Annotated in this window: 21 protein-coding genes; 12 read left to right on the top strand and 9 right to left on the bottom strand. The window is 58.4% G+C overall.

Annotated elements, in window-relative coordinates:
* Positions 1-165 precede the first annotated feature (165 nt).
* Both AUC60_RS12280 and dnaX read right to left on the bottom strand, forming a co-directional pair.
* Positions 166-492: a YbaB/EbfC family nucleoid-associated protein gene (locus tag AUC60_RS12280; RefSeq protein ID WP_027900954.1), complete on the bottom strand. Its 327-nt coding sequence runs from the start codon at positions 490-492 to the stop codon at positions 166-168.
* Between the two features lie 64 nt (positions 493-556).
* The gene (gene dnaX / locus AUC60_RS12275; protein ID WP_087267363.1) at positions 557-2,701 is read right to left on the bottom strand and encodes a DNA polymerase III subunit gamma/tau; all 2,145 of its coding nucleotides are present in this window, start codon (positions 2,699-2,701) and stop codon (positions 557-559) included.
* A gap of 174 nt (positions 2,702-2,875) precedes the next feature.
* On the opposite strand from dnaX, the gene AUC60_RS12270 reads away from it, so the two are divergent.
* Both AUC60_RS12270 and AUC60_RS12265 read left to right on the top strand, forming a co-directional pair.
* Positions 2,876-3,628 (top strand): substrate-binding periplasmic protein, encoded by a 753-nt coding sequence (locus AUC60_RS12270; RefSeq protein ID WP_087267359.1) that lies wholly within the window; start codon positions 2,876-2,878, stop codon positions 3,626-3,628.
* 105 nt (positions 3,629-3,733) lie between these two features.
* Positions 3,734-5,416, top strand: a complete 1,683-nt coding sequence (locus AUC60_RS12265) for an acid phosphatase (RefSeq protein ID WP_087267356.1) — start codon at positions 3,734-3,736, stop codon at positions 5,414-5,416.
* A gap of 144 nt (positions 5,417-5,560) precedes the next feature.
* Here the strand turns inward: AUC60_RS12265 and AUC60_RS12260 are convergent, their stop codons facing one another.
* A complete protein-coding gene (locus AUC60_RS12260) occupies positions 5,561-6,607 on the bottom strand; it encodes a diguanylate cyclase (protein WP_087267354.1) in 1,047 nt (348 codons plus the stop codon).
* Positions 6,608-6,810: 203 nt separating this feature from the next.
* Complete coding sequence (locus tag AUC60_RS12255; RefSeq protein ID WP_087267351.1) at positions 6,811-7,344, bottom strand: DinB family protein; 534 nt, start codon at positions 7,342-7,344, stop codon at positions 6,811-6,813.
* A 158-nt stretch (positions 7,345-7,502) separates the two neighbouring features.
* Between AUC60_RS12255 and AUC60_RS12250 the strand changes: the two genes are divergently transcribed.
* The 3 genes from AUC60_RS12250 (at position 7,503) to AUC60_RS12240 (ending at position 10,612) form a co-directional block, all read left to right on the top strand.
* A complete protein-coding gene (locus AUC60_RS12250; protein WP_087267348.1) occupies positions 7,503-8,387 on the top strand; it encodes an EthD domain-containing protein in 885 nt (294 codons plus the stop codon).
* Between the two features lie 278 nt (positions 8,388-8,665).
* Positions 8,666-9,850 carry an MFS transporter gene (locus AUC60_RS12245; RefSeq protein ID WP_087267404.1) on the top strand — a complete coding sequence of 395 codons (1,185 nt, stop codon included), beginning with the start codon at positions 8,666-8,668 and terminating at the stop codon, positions 9,848-9,850.
* Between the two features lie 87 nt (positions 9,851-9,937).
* On the top strand, positions 9,938-10,612 hold the full coding sequence (locus AUC60_RS12240) for an NADPH-dependent F420 reductase (protein WP_087267345.1): 675 nt from the start codon (positions 9,938-9,940) through the stop codon (positions 10,610-10,612).
* 161 nt (positions 10,613-10,773) lie between these two features.
* Here AUC60_RS12240 and AUC60_RS12235 read toward each other — a convergent pair whose 3' ends face one another.
* Positions 10,774-10,983 (bottom strand): hypervirulence associated TUDOR domain-containing protein, encoded by a 210-nt coding sequence (locus tag AUC60_RS12235; protein ID WP_087267341.1) that lies wholly within the window; start codon positions 10,981-10,983, stop codon positions 10,774-10,776.
* Positions 10,984-11,186: 203 nt separating this feature from the next.
* Here AUC60_RS12235 and AUC60_RS12230 point away from each other — a divergent pair, with 203 nt between their 5' ends.
* The 3 genes from AUC60_RS12230 (at position 11,187) to AUC60_RS12220 (ending at position 16,171) form a co-directional block, all read left to right on the top strand.
* Complete coding sequence (locus AUC60_RS12230) at positions 11,187-12,365, top strand: GGDEF domain-containing protein (RefSeq protein WP_087267338.1); 1,179 nt, start codon at positions 11,187-11,189, stop codon at positions 12,363-12,365.
* 130 nt (positions 12,366-12,495) lie between these two features.
* Positions 12,496-12,831: a hypothetical protein gene (locus AUC60_RS12225; RefSeq protein ID WP_087267335.1), complete on the top strand. Its 336-nt coding sequence runs from the start codon at positions 12,496-12,498 to the stop codon at positions 12,829-12,831.
* A 331-nt stretch (positions 12,832-13,162) separates the two neighbouring features.
* Positions 13,163-16,171, top strand: a complete 3,009-nt coding sequence (locus AUC60_RS12220; protein ID WP_087267332.1) for a PAS domain-containing hybrid sensor histidine kinase/response regulator — start codon at positions 13,163-13,165, stop codon at positions 16,169-16,171.
* A 289-nt stretch (positions 16,172-16,460) separates the two neighbouring features.
* Here AUC60_RS12220 and AUC60_RS12215 read toward each other — a convergent pair whose 3' ends face one another.
* The 4 genes from AUC60_RS12215 to AUC60_RS12200 all read right to left on the bottom strand — a co-directional run bounded on the left by AUC60_RS12215 (position 16,461) and on the right by AUC60_RS12200 (position 20,751).
* The gene (locus AUC60_RS12215) at positions 16,461-17,753 is read right to left on the bottom strand and encodes a PQQ-dependent sugar dehydrogenase (protein WP_087267329.1); all 1,293 of its coding nucleotides are present in this window, start codon (positions 17,751-17,753) and stop codon (positions 16,461-16,463) included.
* Positions 17,750-18,178, bottom strand: coding sequence for a DUF2231 domain-containing protein (locus AUC60_RS12210; protein ID WP_087267327.1), 429 nt, complete (start codon positions 18,176-18,178; stop codon positions 17,750-17,752). Before AUC60_RS12210 ends, AUC60_RS12215 begins: the two co-directional genes overlap by 4 nt.
* 636 nt (positions 18,179-18,814) lie before the next feature.
* Positions 18,815-19,441 (bottom strand): glutathione transferase, encoded by a 627-nt coding sequence (gene yfcF, locus AUC60_RS12205; RefSeq protein ID WP_087267324.1) that lies wholly within the window; start codon positions 19,439-19,441, stop codon positions 18,815-18,817.
* A 365-nt stretch (positions 19,442-19,806) separates the two neighbouring features.
* Positions 19,807-20,751, bottom strand: coding sequence for a LysR family transcriptional regulator (locus AUC60_RS12200; RefSeq protein ID WP_087267321.1), 945 nt, complete (start codon positions 20,749-20,751; stop codon positions 19,807-19,809).
* A gap of 270 nt (positions 20,752-21,021) precedes the next feature.
* Between AUC60_RS12200 and AUC60_RS12195 the strand changes: the two genes are divergently transcribed.
* Genes AUC60_RS12195 through aldA form a run of 4 tightly spaced genes read left to right on the top strand, consistent with a single transcriptional unit; the run spans position 21,022 to position 25,820 of the window.
* Complete coding sequence (locus AUC60_RS12195) at positions 21,022-22,320, top strand: MFS transporter (RefSeq protein WP_087267318.1); 1,299 nt, start codon at positions 21,022-21,024, stop codon at positions 22,318-22,320.
* Between the two features lie 17 nt (positions 22,321-22,337).
* Positions 22,338-23,522, top strand: a complete 1,185-nt coding sequence (gene rhmD / locus AUC60_RS12190) for an L-rhamnonate dehydratase (RefSeq protein WP_087267315.1) — start codon at positions 22,338-22,340, stop codon at positions 23,520-23,522.
* Between the two features lie 45 nt (positions 23,523-23,567).
* Positions 23,568-24,368 carry an HpcH/HpaI aldolase family protein gene (locus AUC60_RS12185; protein ID WP_087267312.1) on the top strand — a complete coding sequence of 267 codons (801 nt, stop codon included), beginning with the start codon at positions 23,568-23,570 and terminating at the stop codon, positions 24,366-24,368.
* A gap of 18 nt (positions 24,369-24,386) precedes the next feature.
* Positions 24,387-25,820 carry an aldehyde dehydrogenase gene (gene aldA, locus AUC60_RS12180; protein ID WP_087267309.1) on the top strand — a complete coding sequence of 478 codons (1,434 nt, stop codon included), beginning with the start codon at positions 24,387-24,389 and terminating at the stop codon, positions 25,818-25,820.
* Positions 25,821-25,926: the final 106 nt, after the last annotated feature.

The following is a 25,926-nucleotide window of genomic DNA, read 5'->3' as shown; positions in this document are numbered from 1 at the left end:
TGTGGAAGCTGAGCTTGCTCACGATGAAATCAACCGGGTTCATCTGCCTTACCGCAGCGCCGGCATCGCGGGCAAGCCCGGCTCCCACAGATGACCGCAAAAGCCAGGCCCCTGAAAACAAAAATGCCAGGCACTTGGCCTGGCATTTTTCGGTACACGCTGCAATCAGAACGGCAGCTTCATGCCCGGCGGCAGCTGCATGCCAGCGGTCATGCTGGAAGTCTTTTCCTGGCTGGCCTGTTCGATCTTGCGAACCGCGTCGTTTACAGCGGCGGCGATCAGGTCTTCCAGTACTTCCTTGTCTTCCTGCATCAGGCTGTCATCCAGATTGATGCGCTTGACGTCATGGCGCCCGGTCATCACGACGCTGACCAGGCCTGCACCCGATTGGCCGGTCACTTCGGCATTGGCCAGTTCTTCCTGCATCTTGGCCATTTTTTCCTGCATTTGCTGCGCCTGCTTCATCAGGCCAGCCATGCCACCTTTCATCATGGGATATCTCCTCGAAAGTTGATTGTTGTATCAGGCGAGACACCGTCGGGCATCACACCTTCAGTTAATGAGTCTGAGCCACCGGGGCATCCACGGGCTTGATCGTATCCTCCCGGATGACTGCGCCAAACTGTTCAAGCATCTGCTGGATGAACGGATCAGCATGAATCGACGCTTCTGCCTGCCGCTGACGCTCCACACGCAACCGCGAAGCCGCCTGCGCAGGGGTTTCCTGCTCGGGCTTGATCAACTCGATCTTGAGGTTGATCTTACGCCCGGTGAATTGATTCAGGCCATCGTTGATACGGCGCAACTGGGTCGCATTGAACAACGCGCTGTGCCCTGGATCCAGGTGCAGCAACCAGTCATCACCGTCCATCGAGACCAGCGTGCAGTTGGAGGCGATACTGCTGGTCATGCCGGAAATCGGCAACGTGTTAAACATGTCCAGCCATTCAGCGGCCAACCCCGTCGCCGGTTTTGCCGCCGGAGCAGGTTCAGCTTCGACCGTTTCAGTGACCGTTTCGTGCGCCAGTTCATCAAGGAAACTATAGGACGCCGGATCGATGTCCACATCCGGCTCGACGTAATCATCATCCGGTGGTGGCTCGTCGTCGCGATCCATCGGCGCAGGCACGTAGGCATCGGGGATGGCTTCAAGCATCGCCGGAGTGACCGCCTGCTCGGCAACCGGCTCAGGCTGCGACGCTTCAATCTCTGGTGCATCCGGCACGGGACTGGCTGGCGCCGGGGCTGGCATCGGAGTGAGTTCCGGCTGCTCGGCAACAGTGTCGAGTACTGGCTCGGCAACAAGTTCGTGAGCAGGTGTAGCGAGCGGTTCAGGTTCGTCTTCGACTGGCGGCAATGCCCGTGGCTCGTTCCATGGCAAGTCGACTTCTGCGACCGGCTCAGGCTCAGGCTCAGGAGCGGCTGCCACGGGAGTCGCCGCGGTCACTGGCAACTCAGCCTCGACAACCGGCGCGGTAACAACCGGAGCGGCCGCCTGTACGGGAGCAACTGCTACCGGCGCGACAGCTGTCGCACCGGCCACTTGTTGTGGGGAATCAACTGTGGCCGGGTTGATTCCCACTGTCTTTAGCGGCTGTCTTGGCGCGTCGCTGCTGTCTGCGGGTCGGAACGCCAACATGCGCAGCAGGACCATTTCGAAGCCGCCGCGAGGATCAGGAGCCAAAGGCAGGTCACGACGACCTATCAAGCCCATCTGGTAGTAGAACTGCACGTCTTCGGCTGGCAATGCCTGAGCCAGCGCAAATACCCGGTCGCGGTCGCCATGGCCGTTGTCGACACCTTCAGGCAGCGCCTGGGCAATCGCCACGCGGTGCAGCACGTTGAGGATTTCCGACAACACGCCATTCCAGTCCGGGCCCTGTTCGGCCAAATGACGGACGGCTTCCAGCAGACTGCGGGCATCGCCGTCGATCAAGGCGGTCAGCACGTCGAACACCTGACCGTGATCCAGCGTACCGAGCATGGCCCGTACATCAGCAGCCATGACCTTGCCTTCACCGAAAGCAATCGCCTGATCGGTGAGGCTCATGGCGTCGCGCATGGAGCCGTCGGCAGCACGCCCCAACAGCCAGAGTGCGTCGTCTTCGAACGGCACATTTTCGACGCCCAGCACATGGGTCAAATGCTCGACCACACGCTCCGGCGTCATGTTTTTCAGGGAAAACTGCAGGCAGCGAGACAAAATCGTCGCTGGCAGCTTCTGCGGATCGGTGGTCGCCAGGATGAATTTGACGTACGGCGGCGGCTCTTCAAGGGTTTTGAGCAACGCGTTGAACGAGTGGCTGGAGAGCATGTGCACTTCGTCGATCAGGTAGACCTTGAAGCGCCCGCGGCTCGGGGCGTATTGCACGTTATCCAGCAGTTCACGCGTGTCCTCGACCTTGGTACGGCTCGCGGCGTCGATCTCGATCAGGTCGACAAAACGCCCTTCGTCGATCTCGCGGCACACCGAACAGGTGCCGCAGGGCGTCGACGTGATGCCTGTTTCGCAGTTCAGGCACTTGGCGATAATCCGCGCGATAGTGGTCTTGCCCACCCCCCGGGTACCGGTGAACAGATAGGCATGGTGCAGACGCTGACTGTCCAGGGCATTGATCAGGGCCTTCAGCACATGGGTCTGGCCGACCATTTCGCGGAACGAGCGCGGACGCCATTTACGTGCAAGAACCTGATAACTCATCGAAAACCGTCGCAACTGGGAAGCGGAAGACCGCTAATGCTAGCGGAGCAGGGGCAAAATTGCATCTGGTGTCCTCTTCTATTCTGGCTAAGCTGTGCAAATGGATGTGAAGACACGCATTAATCGGGTCTTTAGAGAGCGTTTTATATATGGCTCGTAGTTGAGGGACCTTCTATGCGACGAACCCGTACCATTCTAATAGCGCTGTTGCTGCTGATTGCCTTGCCGGTTGATGCGAAAGAGCCGCCACTGCGGTTTTCGGTGGCGGAAAGCTGGTCGATGCCGCTGGTTCAACTGGAGGACTATCAGCCCACGTCCGGGATCCTGTTCGACATCATGCAGAGCCTGGCGCGTCAGGTAGGCCGTGAAGCCGAGTATCACGTCTTGCCGCGATTGCGGGTTCAAGCGGCGCTGGAGCGCGGTGAGATAGATATTCGATGCTACGCAGCCCAGGCCTGGGTGCCGAACCTCTCGGGTGATTACTTCTGGAGTTTGCCGATCATCTACCAGCGCGACTTGCTGATCGCCTCAGCCGCAACCGCCGCAGGGCCCTATCCCGAGCAGTTTGATAACGAAACCATCGGCACAGTGCTGGGCTACAACTACCCCGACCTGCAATATCTGTTCGATAACCATCAACTGGTTCGCGAGGACGCCCGCAATCAGGAGCAGACACTTCGAAAGCTGGTTGCGGGCCGCTATCACTACGCAGTGGCCAGCCAGCTGGTGCTGGATTGGCTCAACCGTGACTTGCCCGCCGATGAACAATTGAAATCCATCGCCCTGATCGCTGATCAGCCAGCCGGCTGCATCATCCGTAACGACCCTGGTCTGCCCACGCAGAAAATCCTGCGCACATTAGTACGCATGAGGGTTTCAGGAGAAATTCAGCAAATTATCGACCGTTACACCGCCCCTCGTACCTGACCTGCGCCGTACCCCGATCAGACCTGCTGTCGCAATACCGTCATATAGCGTGGATACCCTCGCCTGAAATATTTGGCAACATTTATACCGGGCAGGTAATCCACGATGAGCGACAAGTCAGACGATAACTCGCAGACCGACCCAAGCCGTCGCCGCTTTCTGGGCGGCATGGCTGCATTAGGAGCGGGTGTAACCTTGGGGAGCTACGCGACAGCCCAGGAAAAACAACCTGCATCAGCACCCGATACCGCACCGCTGACCGGCATGGCGCTGGACAAGGCTCTGCGTGACAACGTCAAAACCGTCGTCGTGATCTACGCCGAGAATCGCAGCTTTAACAATCTGTTTGGCAACTTCCCAGGTGTCGAGAAGCCTTTGTCCTCGCTCCAGCCCGCCGACTACCAACAGCGCGACCGCGACGGATCACTGCTGAAGACCCTGCCACCGGCCTGGGGCGGCGTGTTGCAGCTGGGGCCTCAAACGGTTGACGGAGTGAGCTATCCCGCTGGCGGCCAGTTTCAGGAGAACCTGCCCAACGCACCCTTCCCGCTCAAAGGCATGAATGGCGAAGACTTGCCGCTTAGCCTCGTCACCCGGGACCTGTGGCATGTGTTCTATCAGAACCAGATGCAGATCAATGGTGGCAAGAATGACCGCTTCGTGGCGTGGGCCGATTCGGGCGGTTTGCCCATGGGTTACTACGCGCAGAGTCAGTATTCATTGCGTCTGTGGGACGTCGCCAAAGAGTTCGTGCTCTGTGACAACTTCTTCCAGGGAGCTTTTGGTGGCTCGTTCCTCAATCACCAGTACCTGATTGCAGCCACCGCGCCGATTTATCCGAACGCGGCAAACTCGGCGGCCAAATCACAGATCGCCCAATTGCAGAGCGACAACCCGAAAGATCCGCGCCTCAAGCCACTGGAGCAATCACCGGCCAGCGCCATGACCGGTGCGCCGCAATTCGGCCCCAGCGCACTGACGCCCGATGGCTTTGCGGTCAACACGCTGGCACCGCCGTTCTGGCCGACCTGGCTGCGCGACCCGGCAAATCCGGACTATTCCAAACCGGACCTGCCCAATGTGCTGGTGCCACAAACTCACGAACATATCGGCGACAAGCTGTCGAAAAAGCACGTCGACTGGGCGTGGTACGCGGGTGCCTGGCAGGTCACCCTTGATGAGTTCAAGGACTCGACCGGGATCCCGAAGATCCCTAACTTTCAGTACCACCATCAGCCGTTTAACTACTTCGTTCAGCAAGGGCCGCAAAACCCGGCAGAGCGCAAAAAGCGCCTGCGCGACGGCGGGCTGGGGGACGAAGTCAGCAGCAATAAATTCCTCGCCGATGCCGAAGCCGGCAAGCTGCCTGCGGTGACGTTCTACAAGCCACAAGGCAACCTGAACATGCACGCTGGTTATGCCGACGTCGCCGCAGGTGATCGGCACATCGACCGGGTGATCAAGGTGCTGCGCAACAGTCCACAATGGGAAAACATGGTCATCGTCATCACGGTGGACGAAAACGGCGGCTGGTGGGACCACGTGGCGCCACCGCAAGGCGATCGTTGGGGGCCGGGCACACGCATTCCGGCGTTGGTAGTTTCGCCCTTCGCCCGCAAAGGCACGGTCGATCACACGGTTTACGACACGGCATCAATTCTGCGCTTGATCACCCGTGTTCATGGGCTGGAAAAGCTCGACGGCCTCAAGGAACGAGATCAGGCGATGATCGCGCGCGGGCAAACGCCCATGGGCGACCTGACCAATGCATTGCAATTTCATGCCTGACGGGCTGAATCTGAATTGAAATGAGATTGGGTTTTTGCCCGCAAAACTGGAGTGGGATCGGCTTTGAGCCGGGAAGACGCCGGAACAGCTTCTGAATGTGTAGCATCTGCAAGGCAGCTTTCCCGGCTGAAGCCGGTCCCACGCTCACCCCGCCAGCATCACCTTATTACGCCCCTGTTGCTTACCCAGATACAACGCCTGATCCGCTCGATTAAGAGCGCTTTGAAACGTTTCTCCCGAACGGATTTCGCTCACCGCCAGGGTTGCCGTTACGGTAAGCGGCCCCTGGTCCACCTGCCCGACCCATTCGCGGATACGCAATAGAATTCGATCGGCAACAACCTGCGCAGCCTGTTCAGAGGCATCCGGCATCAATACCAGAAACTCTTCGCCACCCCAGCGCGACGCCACATCCGAGGCTCGCACGTTGCTATTGATGGCTTCAGCCACCCGCTGGAGGATCAAGTCACCTTGCTCGTGCCCCAGACGGTCGTTGATCTGTTTAAAGTGGTCGATATCCAGCAGGATGATCGCCGCAGGTACGGAGTCAGCCAACTGTCGCACCCCATGCATCACCCTGCGCCGGGTGTAAAGATTGGTCAGACTGTCGCGATTGGCGGTATGGAACAGGTTCAGTTGCATAGACCGCGTAAAGCGCACAGACAAGGCCGTGCCATGCAATAACACGCCGACGGCGGTCAGCACGTTGACGATGCCAAATACCTCAAGCAACTGCGGCGCAACACCTGAGTTGATCCCCATCTGCCCGCGCAACGCGAAGCCCCCCACCGATACGACGAGAATGGCCAGGTTAAGCAGCAATCGTGGTCGACGCGCATTTTGAAAGCTGAACGCGATAATCGGGATCACGCAATACAGATAGAAATAGAAGTTGCTGTTCCAACCCAGCACCCATGTCGCCAGCAAGGCATGCAGGATGATCTCCATGCTCATCAGCATGCCGGCAAATCTATAACGCCCGGCCCGGATCGCCCTGAGACACGCCACGTAAACCAGAATGCTGAAACCGTTGCCCACCGCCAGCAAGGGTATTTTCAGTGTGCTGAACAAGACGAACAGGACGAGATGAATACAAAAAGCGATCTGCACGACAGGGACAATGTGCTGCCAGAACTGCGCAGTGGTTTCACGCAACAATTGCGCACGATCACTCGCCGATAGGGTGTTCATCAAGCAGCCTCAGTGGGGTGATGCATCGCAGCCGCGTGGGGCGAATCAGCATTGGATTTATGTCTATATTATCGGCTGACATCGAGTGGCCTTGATGTCGATCACAGACTGGAGTTGTGTTAATTCGGTTACTACGAGCACCTGATGGCACATTGAGTTCCCTGACCGGAGCGTGTCATGCAGTCAGCATACACATGGACACCCTATGCATTGGCAATCAACCCCAGCAAATCCGTAGATCCGACATCAACTCCGGCCTGAGTCAGCAACGTTGTCGCTTGCCCGCGATGATGGGTCTGATGATTGAAAAAGTGGATCAACAAGCCATAGAAATCGCGAGCGGCAGCAATCCCGGCGGTATTGGTGTAATGCAGCACCACGTCCAGGTCGTCCTGTTGCAACTCTGCCGTCCATTCAATGATCGCCTGGTCAACCCGTCTGCGCTGCACGGTCAGCTCAGCCAGGCTGTTGAACACTTGCTCATTCAAGGCTTCAGGATCACGCATACCCCGAATCACATCCAGAGTTGGAAACCCTGCCGGATGCTGTGCGAAGCGCTTGAGCCAGAGAATATCGCCCACCAGCAGATGATTCAGAGTCCCCAGAATCGAACCGAAAAATGCTTTGCGGTCTGCGCTTAATGCCTCGGCATCCAGAGTGCCGGCTGCCGTACAGAGCTTGTCGTTCATCCACTGGTTGTACGTGGCCATTAACTGGAGATGATCAAGACGATTCAAGGTGTGGGCTCGGGTGTAATAGGTGATGCTGGCAAGTGTGCCAGTTTTGATGGTCTTGCAGGCTATCTCGCAGGATCCACCGACAGATAAACCGAACGACTCAACACCTGCCCACTCTCAACTTCATGCCGATAATTTTCTCGTTTAAAGGTAATGACATGATTGAGATCAACAGCTACACCACCGTAAAACGCCGCGAGCGCGTCCCCCATGAGATTTTCGCGACTTACTGGCGCGACGTGCATGGCCCGCTCTGCTCCCGCCTGCCGGGGCTCGGCTTGTATATTCAGCATCACTTTTCGCGAAATCAGGATGCCCACCTGTGGCCTTTGGCCGATGGCGTTGAAGAGATAACCGATTACGAGCTGGACGGTGGCGTCGAGATCGGTTTCGCTTCAGCCGAGGATCAAAAACAGTTTCAGAACGCCAGCTCGATCCTGTTCTCGGACGAGCAAAACATGTTCGAGGAAACCCTGGCTTATGATCTCCCAGACGGCTCGGCGACTGTCGTCAACCGGCTAAATGACGAAACCTTCAACGGCACGGACAGATCTGACCGGATTCATGTGCATTTCAGCCCGCGCACCAGTCTTGCGCAGTTGCAGCAGTATCTGGCCAATGATCTGGGCGACGTGTTGGCTGGCGCGGAGGAAGTATTGAAATTGCGTCTGCACCTGTGTCAGCCGTTCAACAATGACGGCATGCATCCCCCTGCCCCCAACGTCGCGCACTACGCCAACCCTGCGCGGGCAGAACTGGTGATCATGGAAATAGCCTTCGAGAGTCCGTTAGCCCGGCGTCGCTTCTTCGAAAGCCCGGTATTTCAGGCCACGCTGGCGGGACAGTCTGAACACATTGCCCAGTTGAAAGCCTTCGCGGTATCCGGGCTCTACACCTACGTGCGCGACGGTAAGATCACCACGGCAGGCCTGCGTGGCAGCCGGGCAGCCGAGCTGATCGAGTATCTGGGGGCAGCCAATCAGCGGACTCCGGAGGTTGAGCATCTGCTGTTGACGGGTGCGTTGGACGCCGTCAGAACTTGACGGCCTGACTTGTCATGCATTTCTGTAGCTTACGAGCACCGCGAGGCGGCGATGGCGTTATGTCTGATACACCGCTCTCGCGGCCTCGCGGTGCTCGTGCACTCCTACAGGTCTACTATTTGCCGCAAAACAGCGCGACGGCATAGGCATAAGGGGCCGCTCCTGTCCGTCTGCAAAGCATGACCCTATGCCCAACAGTTATTTGACCATTTGATCAACTCTGCCTAGGGTAGCGGGCTTTGTTTCTGCCTGAGATACCTGCACCAGATATGACCAGCATGACTAGCCCTTCCAAATTGCCGCCTACCGTCTACCTGTTGAGTTTGACGATCTTCTCTCTGGTAACCGCCGAGTTCATGGTTGCCGGGATGATGCCCGCGCTGGCCGATGCGTTTTCGGTCAGCCTGGCGCAAGTGGGTAATCTCATCGCCTTCTATGCTCTTGGCATGGCATTGGGCGGGCCTCCTGTCACGGTATTACTGCTCAGCCGGGGCATCAGCAACAAACGTGCGCTGGTTGGACTGCTGGCTGTCTATGTAGCCGCCGGGATTCTGGCCGCCATTGCGCCCAGCTATCCGGTGCTGGCTTTCGCGCGAATCCTTATGGGCGTGGCAAGCGCCGCCTGTATCGGGCTGTGCCTGACGGTCTGTGCCGGGCTGGTCGCACGCGAAGTTCGAGGTCGTGCCGTGTCGGTGGTGCTGGCGGGCCTGATGCTCTCCCCAGTTGCCGGGGTGCCGTTGACCGCGTGGGTCGAGCAGCATTTCGGCTGGCGCGCCAGCTCCTGGCTGGTCGTGTTGCTGGCGCTGATCTGCAGCGCACTGGCCGCCGTCCGGTTGCCTGTCAGCGAAGCGGGCAGCGAACCGGCCCTGAGTACGCAGTGGGCCGCATTGAAAAACCGCAGTCTTTGGGCCGCTTACGTCACGAGCGGGCTGATTATCGGCGCGACCTTTGCTGCCTTCAGTTACTGCACGCCGATCCTGATTCAAGAGGTGGGCTTAAAGCCGAGTTACGTAGCGCCCATGCTCGCGTTGTATGGCGTGGCTAATTTACTGGGCAACATGGTGGTGGGACGCGTCGCAGATCGCTACACCTTCCAGGCACTCGGCTGGGGTCTGCTTTTGCTGGTTCTCGCGTTGACGGGTTTCGCTCTGGCGGGTGAGCACCTCTGGCTGAACCTGACCTGTTTCATCGCTCTGGGGCTGACAGGCGTGGCATTGAACCCGGCAATGGTCGCGCGCGTGATGAAAGCCGCCGAGCCAGCTGCGCTGGTCAATACATTGCATACATCGGTCATCACCGCCGGGCTGGCACTGGGCAGTTGGGCAGGAGGCACCGCGATCGATGCCGGGTACGGCCTGCGCGCTCCGCTGTGGGTGGGCGCCGGGCTGGCTTTGCTGGGACTGCTCAGCCTGGCGCGGCCGATGGCAGCGCGCAGTGTCGTCAGGCCTTGTCCACAAAGCTGACGGTGACGCTGGTCGCTACAACCTTTCACTCGAGCACGACGTCTACTACGGTGAATGCTGGACTTTATCCATTCGGGAGTAGGACACATGTTCAGAAAGCTATTACTGGCATTCGCAAGTCTGGTCCTGTGCAGCAGCCAGGTGATGGCAGACACCCTCAAGATCAGCGTGATTGGCGCCGGTAACGTCGGCGGTACGCTTGGCACGTTATGGGCAAAGGCGGGTCACTCGGTAATGTTTTCCTCACGGCATCCCGAGGAATTGAACGATTTGGTCAAGACTGCCGGGCCAAACACTCGCGCAGGCTCGGTCACTGATGCCGCCGCATGGGGTGATGTGATTGTGTTGAGCGTCCCCTATGGAGCGATGCCAGCGTTGTCCGAGCAACTGAAGGACAAGCTGAAAGGAAAAGTCGTATTCAGCGCCAGCAATCCATTCAGCGGCCGTGACGGTGAAGTCGGACGCAAAGCCCTGGATCAGGGAGTCGCCCTGGCAGACCAACAGTATCTGCCAGGGGTGCATCTGGTACGGGCATTCAACGCCATCGGCTATGCGTCGATGGAGAGCCAGTCGGGTAAAAACAAGTCGATTGCCACCTTCGCCGATGATGCAAAGGCTCGGGAGGTCGGCGCCCGACTGGTGCGCGACGCAGGTTTTACCCCGGTCATTCTGCCGCTCGCCCGAGCCAACGAAGGCTTACCCGGCGGCCCGGCCAGTGGTGTCTGGACCGAGGCTGAACTCAAGCAAAGGCTGGGCCTGTAGTCGCAAAAGCTTTTAGTCGCGATCGTGCCTCTAAGTACCACTGCGCCTGCCAGCAATGCGCTCTTGCAATGCAGCGCTTTATGCCCCTGCCCTGCCACCTGATCACTACGAGCGGCCGAAACCGGCACCGCGACCTGTTTAAAGTAGCCGGATATATATCCTCAGCCGCGATGTAATGCCCCTGCATGGTGCATCGCCAAATGCCCGGTCTTGTCACTCTTGACCTCATATTGAGGATCATCTTTTGAAGCCGGGCGATGCTTGCCCATGAACTCTACGTCCTTGGTATGGACCTTGATCACCTTGCCGTGGATTTCACCCGCCTCCGAATTCCAGCGCACGGTATCGCCAGCTTTGAATGAATGGGTCATCGAGTTCTCCTGGTAGAAAGCCTAACGGTTGTCGACGCATTGCATCAGCGCCGTTTCTTATCGAGCCAGCCGCGACCGATAAATTCACTTCGATAGCACCAGTAGTCGAACACCCCGCAAATCCTCTACAGAACGCTCTGAAATATCCGCCTGAACGCTTACAATCCTGCCCTTTATTGCACATTGGAAAGGCCAGTCCGTTTATGGCGCTCGACCCACCCACGTTACTGATTCTCACCATCGCCCTTGCAGCGGCTGCGGCCCTGTATCTGGCGATCGAGTGGCGCAGCGTTCGTGAATCTTCACTGCTTTACTGGAGCGCCGGTTTCGCAACAATCAGCGTGGGATCGACACTCGCGTTGCTGCGCATGAGCGGTTTTCTGCTGATTGGTATCTGGTTCGCCAACGGCCTGCTGATCACGGCGCATTGGCTGTTTCTGTTCGGCGTGGCGCGCTTCACAGAGACGCGCCTGTCGCGTGCCTGGGTCCTGATCCCTGCCGTCTGGCTGGCACTGCTTTTATTACCGAGCGATCCTTCGTGGTCGAAAGTCATGCTTGTGGTCAACTCATTGCTGATCGCCCTGCTGAGCCTGAGAGCCAGCTTTCTGCTGCGTCCCCATGGCAAGTCCTTGAGTGTCGGAGCGGTACAACTGCGCTATGTACTGTTGATTCACGGGATGTTCTACGCCGCCAAGGCCATACCGGCGGTAGTGCCGGGCACGCTCATTGATCTCGCCGCCTTCCGTGGCGAGATCATTCAGATATCGCTGGTCGAAGGTGCGATGGCGATCATGCTCATCGCACTTTCGATGACCGGAACCGAACGCTATCGCCGGGAGAAACGAATAGCTCGCCTGGCCGCACGTGATCCGTTGACAGCGCTTTACAACCGCCGCGCTTTTGAAGTTCGCGCACAGCGGGTGCTTGATCAAGTGACAGCCCATCGACCGGGCGCCTTGCTACTGATCGACATCGACAACTTCAAGCTGGTCAACGATCTGTTCGGACACACTGCAGGCGACCGATTGCTGGTCACGCTAAGCGAGATGATTCGATCAATCCTCCCCGAAGGAGCGCTGGCGGCACGATTGGGCGGTGACGAATTCGTCATCCTCCTGAGCAACACATCACAAGAGAAAATCCTGAAACTGGGCAACGAGCTGCGCAGCCAGTTTTACAACGCTACGTCACAGACGTTCGCCACTCCCCAAGCGGTGACCTTGAGTATCGGCGCTAACCTATTTGACCAACCACCTGCTGACCTGGCGACGTTGATTGAACAAGGCGACGCTGCGCTTTACAGCTCCAAGCGTGATGGGCGCGACAGTATTCGTCTGGTCGACCAGACAGGAGCGCCCCGCGAATCTTTAGCGGCACACTAATCCGTAATCAGCACGAGTGGCGTCTACTGGCATGGAGCGGCGCGGGATGGGCGTTTCAATATTCAGGAGGTGCGGTTAGAGTGTCGCCCCCCGAGAAATTGGATCCCGGGTTTTAGGCTATGGAGTTTCTATGAAGTACATCAGCAAAGTCGCGGCGTCTGCCGTTCTGGGTCTGGCTCTGGCGGGTTGCACCGGCACCGCAATCAAGTCCCCGCACTACGACAGCAATCAATACACCGTTCTGGGCCACAGTGAGGCAAGCGCCACTGGCCTGATGTTGTTCGGCGTTATCCCTATTCGCCAGAACAACCGCTTCGTGCGCGCTCAAACCTCCGCGATCAACGCCAAAGGCGGCGATGCGATGATCAACACTCAGGTTCAGGAAAACTGGTTCTGGGCGTGGATCCTGAGCGGCTACACCACCACCATCTCCGGTGATGTGATCAAGCTGAAAACCGCGCAATAATCCTGCCCCGATCAAGCAGCGCCGGGCTGCGATAGCGGTATGTCTGACACACCGCTTCGCGGCCGTCGTACCCTCCGAGCGCTCCTACAGGGGCTGATGTTTGACGCTAGACAGCGCGGTGCAATGTACACCGAGGTCAAGTGGAACTGACTGAAGTACCGACCAGTCAGATGCTGGCTCGTTACCTTGCCTACGCCTGCGCCATTCCTGATCGCAATGCCCGGTAACCCGCCACACCGTCAAAGGCTCGCCAGTGCAAAACCCGGTGTTTTCTGATTTGATGCGGTTATAACGGAACGACAATGCGAAAGTGGGAAATGCTTTGAACGATATGACTCGCGAAGAGCTTGAGGCCGAGATCGCGCGTTTGCGCAGAGTCCTCGAGGATGCAGGAATCAATCCACAGCCTCCCGCTGAACTGTCGACCGAGCACAGCGGCACTGATCGCCTCAGCCAGACCTCTCTGCGTGCAGCCGCCACCGCGCAAAGCTTTTCAGCCAATACAGTCGTTCCTCCCAAAGCAAGTCCTGCAGCGCTCGCCAACAGTGAAACGCGTCAGCAAGCAATCTTCGAAAGCGCCATCGACATCGCCATGATCGTCACCAACCCTGCCGGGCTCATAACCGACTGGAACCCCGGTGCCGAGCGAGTACTGGGCTGGACCGCTGAAGAAATGCTTGGCCAGACCGCTGAGCGATTTTTCACCCGGATCGACCGGGCCAATGGCCAGATCGAGCGCGAGATGCAGCGCGCACTTCAGAGCGGGCGTGCCCTGGATGAGCGCTGGCACCTGCGCAAGGGGCACCAGCAGTTCTGGGCATCCGGCGAAATGATGCCGCTCTATGGTGACGATAACGCCCACTTGGGGTACGTGAAGATTCTGCGTGACCGCACCAGCGAACACCTTGCAGGTGTCGCTATGGAGGAAACCCAGGAGCGCTATCGCCTGGTGGCCAAAGCGACCAGCGATGCCATCTGGGACTGGGACTTGCAGGCTGACCAGATTCTGTGGAACGAAGCGCTGGAAGAGGCTTACGGACACTCTTTGACATCCATCGGCACCACCGGTCAATGGTGGATCGATCAAATACATCCGGATGACCGGATCCGTATTTACAACTCGATTCACGCCGTCATCGACGGGGCCGGCAGCGCCTGGACAGACGAGTACCGCTTCCGCCGTCAGGACGGCTCATACGCAGACGTTCTGGACCGGGGCCACGTGATACGCAACGCCGCAGGCTTGGCAGTGCGCATGATCGGCGCAATGCTTGATCTGTCCCGGACACGCACTGCTGAAACCGCCTTGCGTCAAAGCGAAGAACGCTTCCGCACGATTCTGGAGACGATCGAGTCAGCGTTTGCCATCGTCCAGGTGAAGTTTGATGACAACGATCAACCGATTGACTATTGCTTCGTCGAGGCGAACCCGGCCTTCGAACGCCAGGCCGGGGTAAACCTGCGCGGCAAGTGGGTTACCGAGTTTGCTCCGGACCTCGAACGCTTCTGGTTCGAGACTTATGGGCATGTCGCCAAGACCGGTGAACCCGCTACGTTCGAGAATTATGCCGAAGCGTTCAAGCGCTGGTTTGATGTTCGGGCGGTCAGCGTCGGTGACCGGGCCGACAGGCAGATCGCGATCATCTTCAGTGATGTCACTGAACGGCGTAACGCACAGGAACGTTTGCGCATCAGCGAGGCAGTCGCACGACAGAACGTGGAGCGTGTTCAGTTGGCACTCGCGGCCGGCGCGATTATCGGCACATGGCACTGGGACGTGCCCAACGACCGCTTCACCATCGACGAAGCCTTCTCCCGCGCCTTTGGCCTTGATCCCGCACTAGGGCTGGAGGGCATGACCATGGCGCAGGTCGTCGAGTCGGTTCACCCTGAAGACAAGGCAAGCCTTGAGCAAACGATCAGTGCCGCCATTGCCAAGGGCGGTGCCTATGCCCATCAGTACCGGGTGCGTCGTGCCGATGGCAAGTATTACTGGATCGAGGCGAATGGACGGGTTGATCTTGCCGAGGACGGTAGCCCGCTCAGCCTGCCGGGCGTCGTCATCGATGTTGAGGGACGTCGTTCCATTGAAGCCGAACGCGACCGTGCGACGGCTGCGTTGCGTGCACTGAACGAGACACTGGAACAACGTGTGGCAGAGCGCACCGTCGAACTTATGCAGGCAGAGGAGAAACTGCGCCAGTCACAGAAGATGGAAGCGGTCGGACAACTGACCGGGGGCCTGGCGCATGACTTCAACAACCTGTTGGCGGGTATCTCCGGCGCCTTGGAACTATTGGGTGCAAGAATCGCGCAGGGCCGCTGGGCCGAGACCGACAAGTACATTACGACAGCGCAGGGTGCAACAAAACGCGCCGCAGCGCTGACCCACCGTCTCCTGGCTTTCTCCCGTCGACAAACCCTTGATCCACGACCGACCAACGTCAACATTTTGATCGAAGGCATGGGCGAACTTATCCAGCGCACCGTTGGGCCGAGCATCACCGTCGAGATTGCAGGCGCAGCAGGTGTCTGGTCGACGCTCGTCGATGCCAGCCAGCTTGAAAACGCCCTTCTTAATTTGTGCATCAATGCTCGGGATGCCATGCCGGAGGGCGGGCGGATCACGATTGGGACGGCCAATGTGTCGATGGCTCATGACACGGCCCGCACGCACGAAATGCCAGAGGGCGAGTATCTGGCGCTGAGTGTCACGGACACCGGCACGGGCATGACACCGGAAATTATCGCCAAGGCGTTCGATCCCTTCTTCACAACCAAGCCGATAGGCCAAGGCACAGGGCTGGGTCTGTCCATGATCTATGGATTTGCCAAACAGTCCGGAGGTCAGGTACGTATCAATTCGCAGGTAGGACTGGGCACAACCATCTGCGTCTACCTGCCTCGTTACGAAGGCGAGGCAACCGAAGAGGTACGCGAGACGAACCAGACGCCAGTTGCGCCGGCAGACACGGGAGAAACCATTCTGATTGTGGATGACGAGCCAACGGTCCGTATGCTGCTCATGGAAGTTCTGAGCGAGCTTGACTACCGGGTGATTGAGGCCGGTGACAGCATCGCCGGTCTCAAGGTACTGCGCTCCGATGTCCACATTGACCTGCTCATCACCGATGTCGGGCTACCAGGCGGCATGAATGGCCGACAAATGGCCGACGCAGGGCGGGAGGTCAGACCTACTCTCAAGACACTGTTTATCACCGGATACGCAGAAAACGCCGCCATCGGCGATGAACAGCTCGGCCCCGGCATGCAGGTGCTGACCAAGCCATTCGCGATCGACACCCTCGCCTCTCGGGTACGTGAACTCATCAAGTTATAGAGCGGTCGCTTAAGGCGTACCAATAAACCTGACGGCCTCGGTAACCTGGAAATATTGAGTTGATGCTGCGAGATAGCCCGGTGCCGGACACCGCGCTATCTCGCAGCAAACATTGGACCCGGCGTGCACCATCAATCCGTAGGACAGGCTTTAGCCGGGACGGCGTCATCGGCAACAGCGCCTATGTCGGGCATGAACGCTGCTAGCGGCTGAAGCCGCTCCTAAAACATAGACAGGAACTGTGCATGAGATACCCCGAGGCGACATCACTCACCTCGGGGCACTGGGATCAACGATTACGCGTTACTCTCCAGACCGTGTTGGCAAGGTCGTCGGCAATGATCAGTGCGCCTTTCGGGTCGACCGTCACACCGACAGGCCGACCACGGGTTTTCCCGTCAGCACCCCGGAAGCCAGTGGCAAAATCAACCGGCTCACCCGCAGGGCTGCCGTTGTTGAACGGCACAAAAATCACTTTGTAGCCCACCGGATTCGGACGGTTCCAACTACCGTGCTCGCCGACAAAAACGCCGTTGGCGAACTTGTCACCCATGGCCGGAATGGAAAAGTCTACGCCCAGCGCAGCGACGTGCGACCCGAGGCTGTAATCCGGCTTGATCGCCGAGGCGACCTTGTCAGGGTTCTCCGGTTGCGCACGCGGGTCGACGTTCTGACCCCAATAGCTGTAAGGCCAGCCGTAGAAACCGCCCTCCTTCACCGACGTCAGATAATCCGGAACCAGATCAGGCCCCAACTCGTCACGCTCATTGACCACCGTCCACAACTTCCCGGTTTCAGGCTGAATGGTCAGCGCCGTCGGGTTACGCAGGCCAGTAGCGTAAGGCTTGTGCGCGCCCGTTTCGGCATCAATCTGCCAAACCATGGCCCGATCAATCTCAACTTCCATGCCACGCTCGGTCACGTTGCTGTTCGAGCCAATCCCCACGTAAAGGTAACGACCGTCGGGGCTGATCGTCAGCGCCTTGGTCCAGTGGTGGTTGATCTGCGATGGCAGGTCGGTGATTTTGGTTGGGGCGCCGTTGGCTTTGGTCTGACCTTCCTGATAATCGAAGCGTACCAAGGCGTCCTGGTTAGCCACATAGAGCTTGCCATCGGCAAACGCCAGGCCATAAGGCGCATTGAGATCTTCAGCGAAAATCGTCTTCAACTCGTAATTGCCGTCGCCGTCAGCATCGCGCAACAACGTCAGACGATTGCCGCCTTTGACCTGAGTGTTGCCCTTGGCCTTGATCACACTGGCAATCACGTCCTTGGGTTTCAGTTTGGCCGCGCTGCCGCCACGCCCTTCTGCGATGAGGATATCGCCATTGGGCAGAACCAGAGTCTGACGCGGAATTCTCAGATTGGTAGCAATCGCCGAAATGCTGTAGCCCTCAGGAACTGTAGGCTTCTGGTCACCCCAAGCCACCGGCTCAGCGATCTTCATGCTCGGCAACAGTGTGCGTTGTGGCTCCGGCAACTTCGGATCCGGACCGCGTGCCTGGGTGCTTTCGCCATCGCCACCACATGCGCTTAATACCAGCGACATGCTCAAAATGGTCAGTGCGCCTGAATGCTTCATTCAGCACCTCCCGAACGTAGATTGGTAAGCCCGGTCCACGCGGCAACAACAGATAGCAAAGTCACGACTATCGACAAAATCAGGCCCGTCGGCATCATCGCCCAAGCGTCTTTGGCATGTTCAAAGGCGTTAATCAGGCCCAGCGCCCAAGTGACCAGCAGAAGCAGGAAATACGCTACCGGGCGGCCTGCCTTGTGGTCCGCCCGGATCAGATTGACCAGTGCAAACAACAACGCCAGACCACAAAAAAGCAGCCCTCCGGCAATAAGCCAAGCAGCGAAGTTGGCCCACTGAATCTGGTAGGTCTGGGCGTAAGCGATGTCACTCAGCAAGGCGCCGAGAAACAGCGGAACGGTACCGGCAAGCAAGATCGCGTGTAGCGGGCTTGGCGTGCTCCGGTAAAGGGGATGAGTAGTAACGGTCACGGCGGCTCCTTATCGTTGAGCGACCCTGGGCAATACTCAGCGCAAATGCACTGGCAGACAGGGTCGCGCTGACTGCGCAAAGAAAAGGATCGTTGTAACGGAGCGTTAGTTCAGTGCAGTTCGTGTCGAAATATTTTGAAAAATGACAATGAAGTGCATAGCTCGAATAGCGGGTAAGCGTTGGTGGGCTACACATACGGGGAAGAGATACTTATACCCCGCCTGGGCAAAAAACATATAAACAGCTGATCTGGAATGCTTTTCTGTGGGAGCGCACGAGCAGTGCGAGGCCGCGACGGCGCTCTGCCTGATGCACCGCTGTCGCGGCCTCGCGATGCTCGTGCGCTCCTACAGGTCCGTGCCGTCGCCGTGCCCAAAGTAGACGCCCCCCTGAGAAAGGAAAATTGCGTTGCAGGTCTGGAATACCCAAACCAGCAGCGCCACGACATTCACCGCTGCACCCTCAAAACCTGGTTTCAGCGACGTCGTAGAGACCAACAATCGAACGTGGCGAACGTTCGTACTGGATGACACCTAATCCAGTCTCAAACCGGGGCGGACGTGTCCGTCTGGAAAATCGTCCGTCTGGTGGGTTGCGCGTAACCCTTGAGATACGCGCGTAAACAGGGAGCAAAGCTAAAGCGGCGGACGCTGCAACCTGACCCACTCCTGCACACTCGCCCGTTGCCACTGGCGCTGGGCGTATTCCACCAACCCGGACGGCATCGAGTCGCCATTGAGTATCAGACGGTTCAGCATCACGGCCAGATCCACATCGGCAATCGACCATTCGCCGAACAGGTACTCGGGGCTATCCGCAAGCAGCGCTTGTGCGGCACTAATCAACTTACGTTTTGCGGCCTCGGCATCGGGCGATAACGGGCCTGCCTTCAGGCCATAGAACACCACCAGCGTGGACCGCTCCTGACGAATCGGCAGCAGGTCGCTGCGGATCCATGCCTGAACCTGCCGCGCTTTTGCGCGCTGCATCAAGTCGCGTGGATAAACCGGCGTTTGTGGAAAAGCATCCTCCAGGTACTCGGTGATCGCTGAGGACTCTGACAGTGCAAAGTCGCCATGCACCAGTGTGGGTACTCGCTGAGTCAGCGAAAGGCTGGCGTAATCAGCCGACTGATTTTCGGACGCCTCCAGATCCAGAGTGCTTAGTTCAAATTCGACGCCCTTCTCGCGAAGCGCTACGAATACCGACATGGCGTAGGGGCTGGTCAATTGCGAGTCAACATACAAGCGCAGGCTATTCACAGGGTCATCTCCTTATGCAGAAGACGACACGCTACGAGGTTCATTGAGATAAATAAAATTCATGATTTTCATGGGCGTATTCCGGTGCGGAATAGCTTTTGGCTGATGACGCTGACTGTAGAAAAAGTGGCGGTTAACGCTGCATTTCGGCAAGGGCACGACGCAAGGGTTCATCGGATACCAGGATCGGCCCATGAAGGACCTGCGGCGCGGCCTCGCGTAAAGCGGAAAACCTGTAGGAGCGCACGAGCACCGCGAGACCGCGATGGCGTCCTGCCTGATGCACCGCTATCGCGGCCTCGCGATGCTCGTACGCTCCTACAGGTTCATTGTTTGCTGAGCGAGTGCATTTTCCGCACGCCGCGTCATGAGGTCTCGCGAGCCCGTTTACGCAGCAAATCAATGAAGTGCTGCAGCTCGCGACTGACCGGTTCGCCTTTACGGCGCAGCAGCCCGAACGGCGCCATCTGCGCGTCCAGCGTGACGGGTAGCGCCTTGACCAGCCCCATCTTCAGATAGTCACGCATCGCCGACTCGGAGAGCACCATCAAAGCATCGGTCAGTTGCACCAGTTGCTGCATGGAGTACACCGAGCTGCACTCGATGATGTCGGCCGGTATTGGCAGTTCGAGCTTTTGCAGCGCTTGCTCGATAGCAATGCGGGCCGGGCTGGTTTCGGGTTGCAGGATCCACGGCCAGTCCCTGACCAGTTCTGCCCATTCCAGTTTGCGGCGCCGGGCCAATGGATGCCCGCTGTGGACCACGGCAATCAATCGCTCGTTGCCCAAGGGCTCGAACTCGTATTGCTCACGATCGGTGATGAGGTTGCGACGGGTAACCGCGATATCAACACGGCCTTGTTCCAGTAACTGGACCACCTGATCGCTGGTATCGCCCATGATCCGGATGCGTAATTTCGGGTTGAGCCCTTTGATTTCGGCGACGGCGTTCATCACCAGGTCCGGTGCCGCGCCCATGATCGTGCCGATCGACAAGTATCCGTAACCACCCTGCTTGCGCACGGCAATATCCGCAGCGCAGCGATCCAGCCCACTCAGTGCAGCCTCGGCAAAGCGCAGCAGTTCACGCCCCAATGCGGTCGGGCGCATGCCCCTCGGCAAACGCTCGAACAACTCGCAGCCGAACATGTCTTCGATTTCCTGAAGCATCCGCGTTGCAGCAGGCTGGGACATGCTCATGCTCAACGACGCGCGGTGTAAATTGAGGCTGGAGCCAAGCACGACCAGCATCTGCAAATGCTTGTAACGCAGCCGACCAAACAGCTGATGGGGAGACCGCTCGACACTCATGCTGCCCTCTGCAATCGATAACTTTAAGGTATCGACTATAAGCTTAATTCGATTAGTCACGCATCCCAGGTAGCAGTAGAGTCCTCAGCACAAGAAAACAACACCCACCGAGGTGAATCCAATGAAACGCTCTGCCGTCCTTTATTTGCCGCCCGCTTACACCCCTCGCGCTCCGCAACCCAGCCCGTCATCTGCATCCTGTTGAGGCTCAACGCCCTTCACCTGCTTTGAAAATTTACGCAGTCAAATAATTCCAAAAAGGAAACTGACGTGAACACTCTACCCGCGACTTTACTGCGCAAGGTCTCTTGGCGGCTGCTGCCGTTTCTGTTGCTGATGTACATCATGGCGTTTCTTGATCGTGCCAACGTCGGCTTTGCCAAACAGGCATTCCAGGCCGACACCGGTATCAGCGACGCCGCCTTTGCGTTCGGCGCTGGCGTTTTCTTCGCCGGTTACGCGTTGCTGGAGGTGCCCAGCAACCTGATCATGCACAAGATCGGCGCTCGCCTGTGGATGTGCCGGATCATGGTGACCTGGGGGCTTGTCTCCGCCGCCATGATGTTCGCCCACAACGAAACCACCTTTTACATCCTGCGCTTTTTACTCGGCGTGGCTGAGGCCGGTTTCTTCCCAGGCGTGATTCTGTACCTCACCTACTGGTTCCCCAGCGCCTCGCGCGGCAAGGCCATGGGCTTCTTCTATTTCGGCGCACCACTGGCGTTCATCTTCGGCAGCCCGTTGTCTGGCTTGCTGCTCGAACTGGACGGTTTCATGGGCACCCACGGCTGGCAGTGGCTGTTCGCGGTGGAAGGATTGATGGCCAGCGTGGTCGGTGTGTGGGCTTATTTCTATCTGGACAATCGCCCGGCCGATGCCAAATGGCTCACGCCCGAAGAACGTAGCCAGTTGCAAGCCGTGCTGGATGCCGAGGACAGCCAAAAACAATCCCATGGCAGCCTGCTGAAAATCCTTTGTCAGCCTGCGGTCCTGTATTTGTGCCTGATCTACATGCTGATTCAGGCCAGCGTTTACGGCGTGGTCTTCTACCTGCCGAGCCAGGTTGCAGGGCTGCTGGGCACCAAGGTCGGCTTGATGGTCGGTCTGGTCAGCGCCGTCCCATGGATCTGCGCGTTACTGGCTGCCTGGAAAATCCCCGGCATCGCTGACCGCACCGGCCAGCGCCGCACGGTTGCCGCGTTGACTCTCGTGGTTTCAGGGCTGGGAATCGCCGCCTCGGTGACTTTCGCCAGCCCGCTGCTGGGCATCCTCGCCCTGTGCTTCGCCGCCTCGGGTTTCATCGCGGTACAGCCGGTGTTCTGGACGTTCCCCGGAAGCTTTCTGGCAGGTGCCGCCGCAGCCGGTGCCATCGCGCTGATCAACTCTTTCGGCGCACTGGGCGGGTTCATCGCGCCCATTCTGAAGAACTGGGCGGAAGCCTCCTTCCACTCTCCGGCAGCAGGCTTGTACGTGCTGGCCTTCACCACACTCATTGCAGCAGCCCTGATCATGGGCATTCGCCCGCCGAGTCAGGCTGTCCCTCGTAAGCAACCGACTTTCCAAGTCTGACCAGGAGAAATCACATCATGGCCATTCCAACCATCAAACATGTTCGCGCCTTTGTCCTGCGCGGCGGTGGCGCTGACTATCACGATCAGGGCGACGGTCACTGGATCGACGACCACATCGCCACGCCGATGAGCAAATACCCGGAGTACCGCCAGAGCCGCCGCAGTTTTGGTATCAATGTGCTCGGTACTCTCGTCGTTGAGGTCGAGGACTCGGAAGGCAATATCGGTTTTGCCGTGACCACTGGCGGCGAACCGGCGGCCTATATCGTCGAGAAACACCTGGCGCGGTTTGTCGAAGGCGCGAAGGTCACTGACATCGAGCGTATCTGGGATCAGATGTACTTTTCGTCCCAGTATTACGGGCGCAAAGGGCTGGTGATCAATACGATTTCCGGCATCGATCTGGCGCTTTGGGATTTGCTCGGCAAAGTCCGTAAAGAACCCGTGCACCAGTTGCTCGGCGGTGCAGTGCGTGACGAACTACAGTTCTATGCCACCGGCGCCCGCCCGGACCTCGCGCAAAAAATGGGTTTTATCGGCGGCAAGCTGCCACTGCATCACGGCCCGGCAGAAGGCGAAGAAGGCCTGCGCAAAAATCTCGAGGCGCTGGCCGTCATGCGTGAACGCGTCGGCAAAGACTTCTGGCTGATGCTCGATTGCTGGATGAGCCTGGACCTCAACTACGCTACACGTCTGGCTCAGGGTGCCCACGAGTTTGGTCTGAAATGGATCGAAGAAGCTTTGTCCCCCGACGATTACTGGGGCTACGCCGCGCTTAAAAAAGCTGTCCCACCCGGCATGTTGGTCACCACCGGCGAGCACGAAGCCACACGTTGGGGTTTCCGAATGCTGCTGGAAATGGGCTGCTGCGACATCATCCAGCCAGACGTCGGCTGGTGTGGCGGTATCACCGAGCTGATCAAGATTTCGGCACTGGCCGACGCTCACAGCGCGATGGTCGTGCCCCACGGCTCGTCCGTTTATAGCTACCACTTTGTCGCGACCCGCACCAACAGCCCGTTTGCCGAATTCCTGATGATGGCGCCCAAAGCGGATGAAGTCGTGCCGATGTTCCATCCGCAACTATTGGGCGAACCGATACCGGAAAACGGTCGCATGCGCCTTTCAAAACTCGATCAGCCAGGTTTTGGCGTTACGCTGAACCCTGAATGCCAACTGCATCGCCCTTACCAGCACTGAATCAGTCAACCCTGGATGTCGGGTTTGGCTCGACGGGAGTCCACGATGAAAATGCCACGCAACGGCTTCAAGGCCGCCTTGGCCAAAGGCGAGCCGCAATACGGTATATGGGCAGGATTTGCCACGGGATACGGCGCGGAAATCACCGCCAGTTTTGGCTACGACTGGATGCTGATCGACGGTGAGCACGCGCCCAATACCGTGCCTTCGATCCTTGCCCAATTACAGGCAGTCGCGCCCTACTCCACAGCGCCCATCGTGCGTGCCGTCAGTCACGATCCGGTGCTGATCAAGCAGTTGCTGGATATCGGCACTCAGAGCCTGATGATCCCCATGGTCGAAACCGCCGCGCAGGCTCGCGCACTGGTGCAAGCCACTCGCTATCCGCCACACGGTATTCGCGGCGTGGGTGGCGGTTTGACCCGCGCCACTCGCTGGGACGGCGTGCCCGATTACATCAATACGGCCCATGAAGAGCTTTGCCTGATTGTGCAGGTCGAGTCTCGCGCAGGCGTCGATAACGTCGCTGAAATCGCTGGGGTGGAAGGCGTCGACGCGGTTTTCATCGGCCCCGCAGACTTGTCCACGGGGCTGGGCCATATCGGCAACCCGTCACACCCTGAAGTGCAGGAAAAAATCCGCCATGCGATTGATGCCACCCTCGCGGCTGGCAAGGTCAGCGGGATACTGGCCCCGGCCGAAGAGGATGCGCGCCGCTATCAGAGCTGGGGCTGTCAGTTCATCGCCGTGGCTATCGACATCAGCCTGATGCGCCAGGCCGCCCTCAGCAACCTGGCGCGCTACCGCGACAGTTGCGAACAACGCCCGGCCTCACGCACCTATTGATTGCAAAGGAGCCCGTCCATGTCTTCAGTACCGGTTTACGAAAACTATATAAACGGCGAATTCGTCCCCAGCGCGGAGCACTTTGAGGTGCTCAACCCGGCAACTGGCGCAGTGCTCGCCAGAGTCCCCGCCTCGGATGCCGATCAAGTGGATCGTGCGCTGGCCGCAGCACGCTCGGCCCAGTCCGCATGGGCAAAGCGCCCGGCCAACGAGCGTGCAGGTTATCTGCGCAAGATCGCCAGCAAACTGCGTGAAAACGTCGCCCACCTCGCCCGCACCATTACCCTGGAGCAAGGCAAGATCTATGGGTTGGCCGAAGTAGAGGTCAACTTCACCGCAGACTACCTCGACTATATGGCCGAATGGGCACGACGCATTGAAGGTGAAATCATCACCAGTGATCGTCCTGGCGAAAACATCTTCATGTTTCGCAAACCGCTAGGCGTCGTAGCGGGCATCTTGCCGTGGAACTTCCCGTTTTTCCTGATCGCCCGCAAGATGGCTCCCGCCCTGGTTACGGGCAATACCATCGTGATCAAGCCAAGCGAAGAAACACCCAACAACTGCTTTGAGTTTGCCCGACTGGTCGCGGAAATCGACCTGCCACCCGGCGTGTTCAACGTAGTCTGCGGCGATGGCCGGGTGGGCGCAGCGCTGACCTCACATCAGCAAGTGAACATGATCAGCTTCACCGGCAGCGTTGAAACCGGCGCACGAATCATGAGCGCCGCGGCACCCAACATCACCAAACTCAACCTTGAACTGGGCGGCAAAGCCCCTGCCATCGTGCTGGCTGATGCGGACCTGGACCTCGCCGTCAAAGCGATTCGCGACTCACGGATCATCAACACCGGGCAAGTGTGCAACTGCGCTGAGCGGGTGTATGTCGAGCGCCGTGTCGCGGATGAATTCATCGACAAGATCAGCGCCGCAATGGCAGCGACCCGCTACGGTGATCCACTGGCCGACAGCTCGGTAGAAATGGGCCCGCTGATCAACCGACAAGGCCTGGAAAGCGTCGCCGCCAAAGTCAAAAAAGCCCAGGCACAAGGCGCCAACCTGATCACTGGCGGCAACATCGCCGACCTCGGCCAGGGCTTCCACTTCCAGCCAACGGTACTGACCGGCTGCAGCGCCGACATGGAAATCATGCGCAAAGAAATATTCGGCCCGGTGCTGCCCATCCAGATCGTCGATGACCTCGATGAAGCCATCGCCCTGGCCAATGACTGCGAATACGGCCTGACGTCATCGCTGTATACCAAGGATCTGAGCAAGGCCATGTACGCCATCCGTGAAATCGACTTCGGCGAAACCTACATCAATCGAGAGAACTTCGAGGCCATGCAGGGCTTCCATGCCGGCGTCAGAAAGTCTGGCGTGGGCGGTGCCGATGGCAAGCATGGCTTGTACGAGTACACCCATACGCATGTTGTCTATCTTCAGGTTTGAAACATCGACAGGGCACATCAGTTGAACTGAATGTGCCCGCCAGCTTTCCCACCTTTTCAACGCCTCGAAAGCAGCCAATGCCCACGGGGCGTTTTACCGTTCAGCG

It is taken from the genome of Pseudomonas caspiana (assembly GCF_002158995.1).
Classification (GTDB): domain Bacteria; phylum Pseudomonadota; class Gammaproteobacteria; order Pseudomonadales; family Pseudomonadaceae; genus Aquipseudomonas; species Aquipseudomonas caspiana.
Note: the sequence above shows the minus strand (reverse complement) of the source record. Positions and strands in the feature narration are given on the sequence as shown.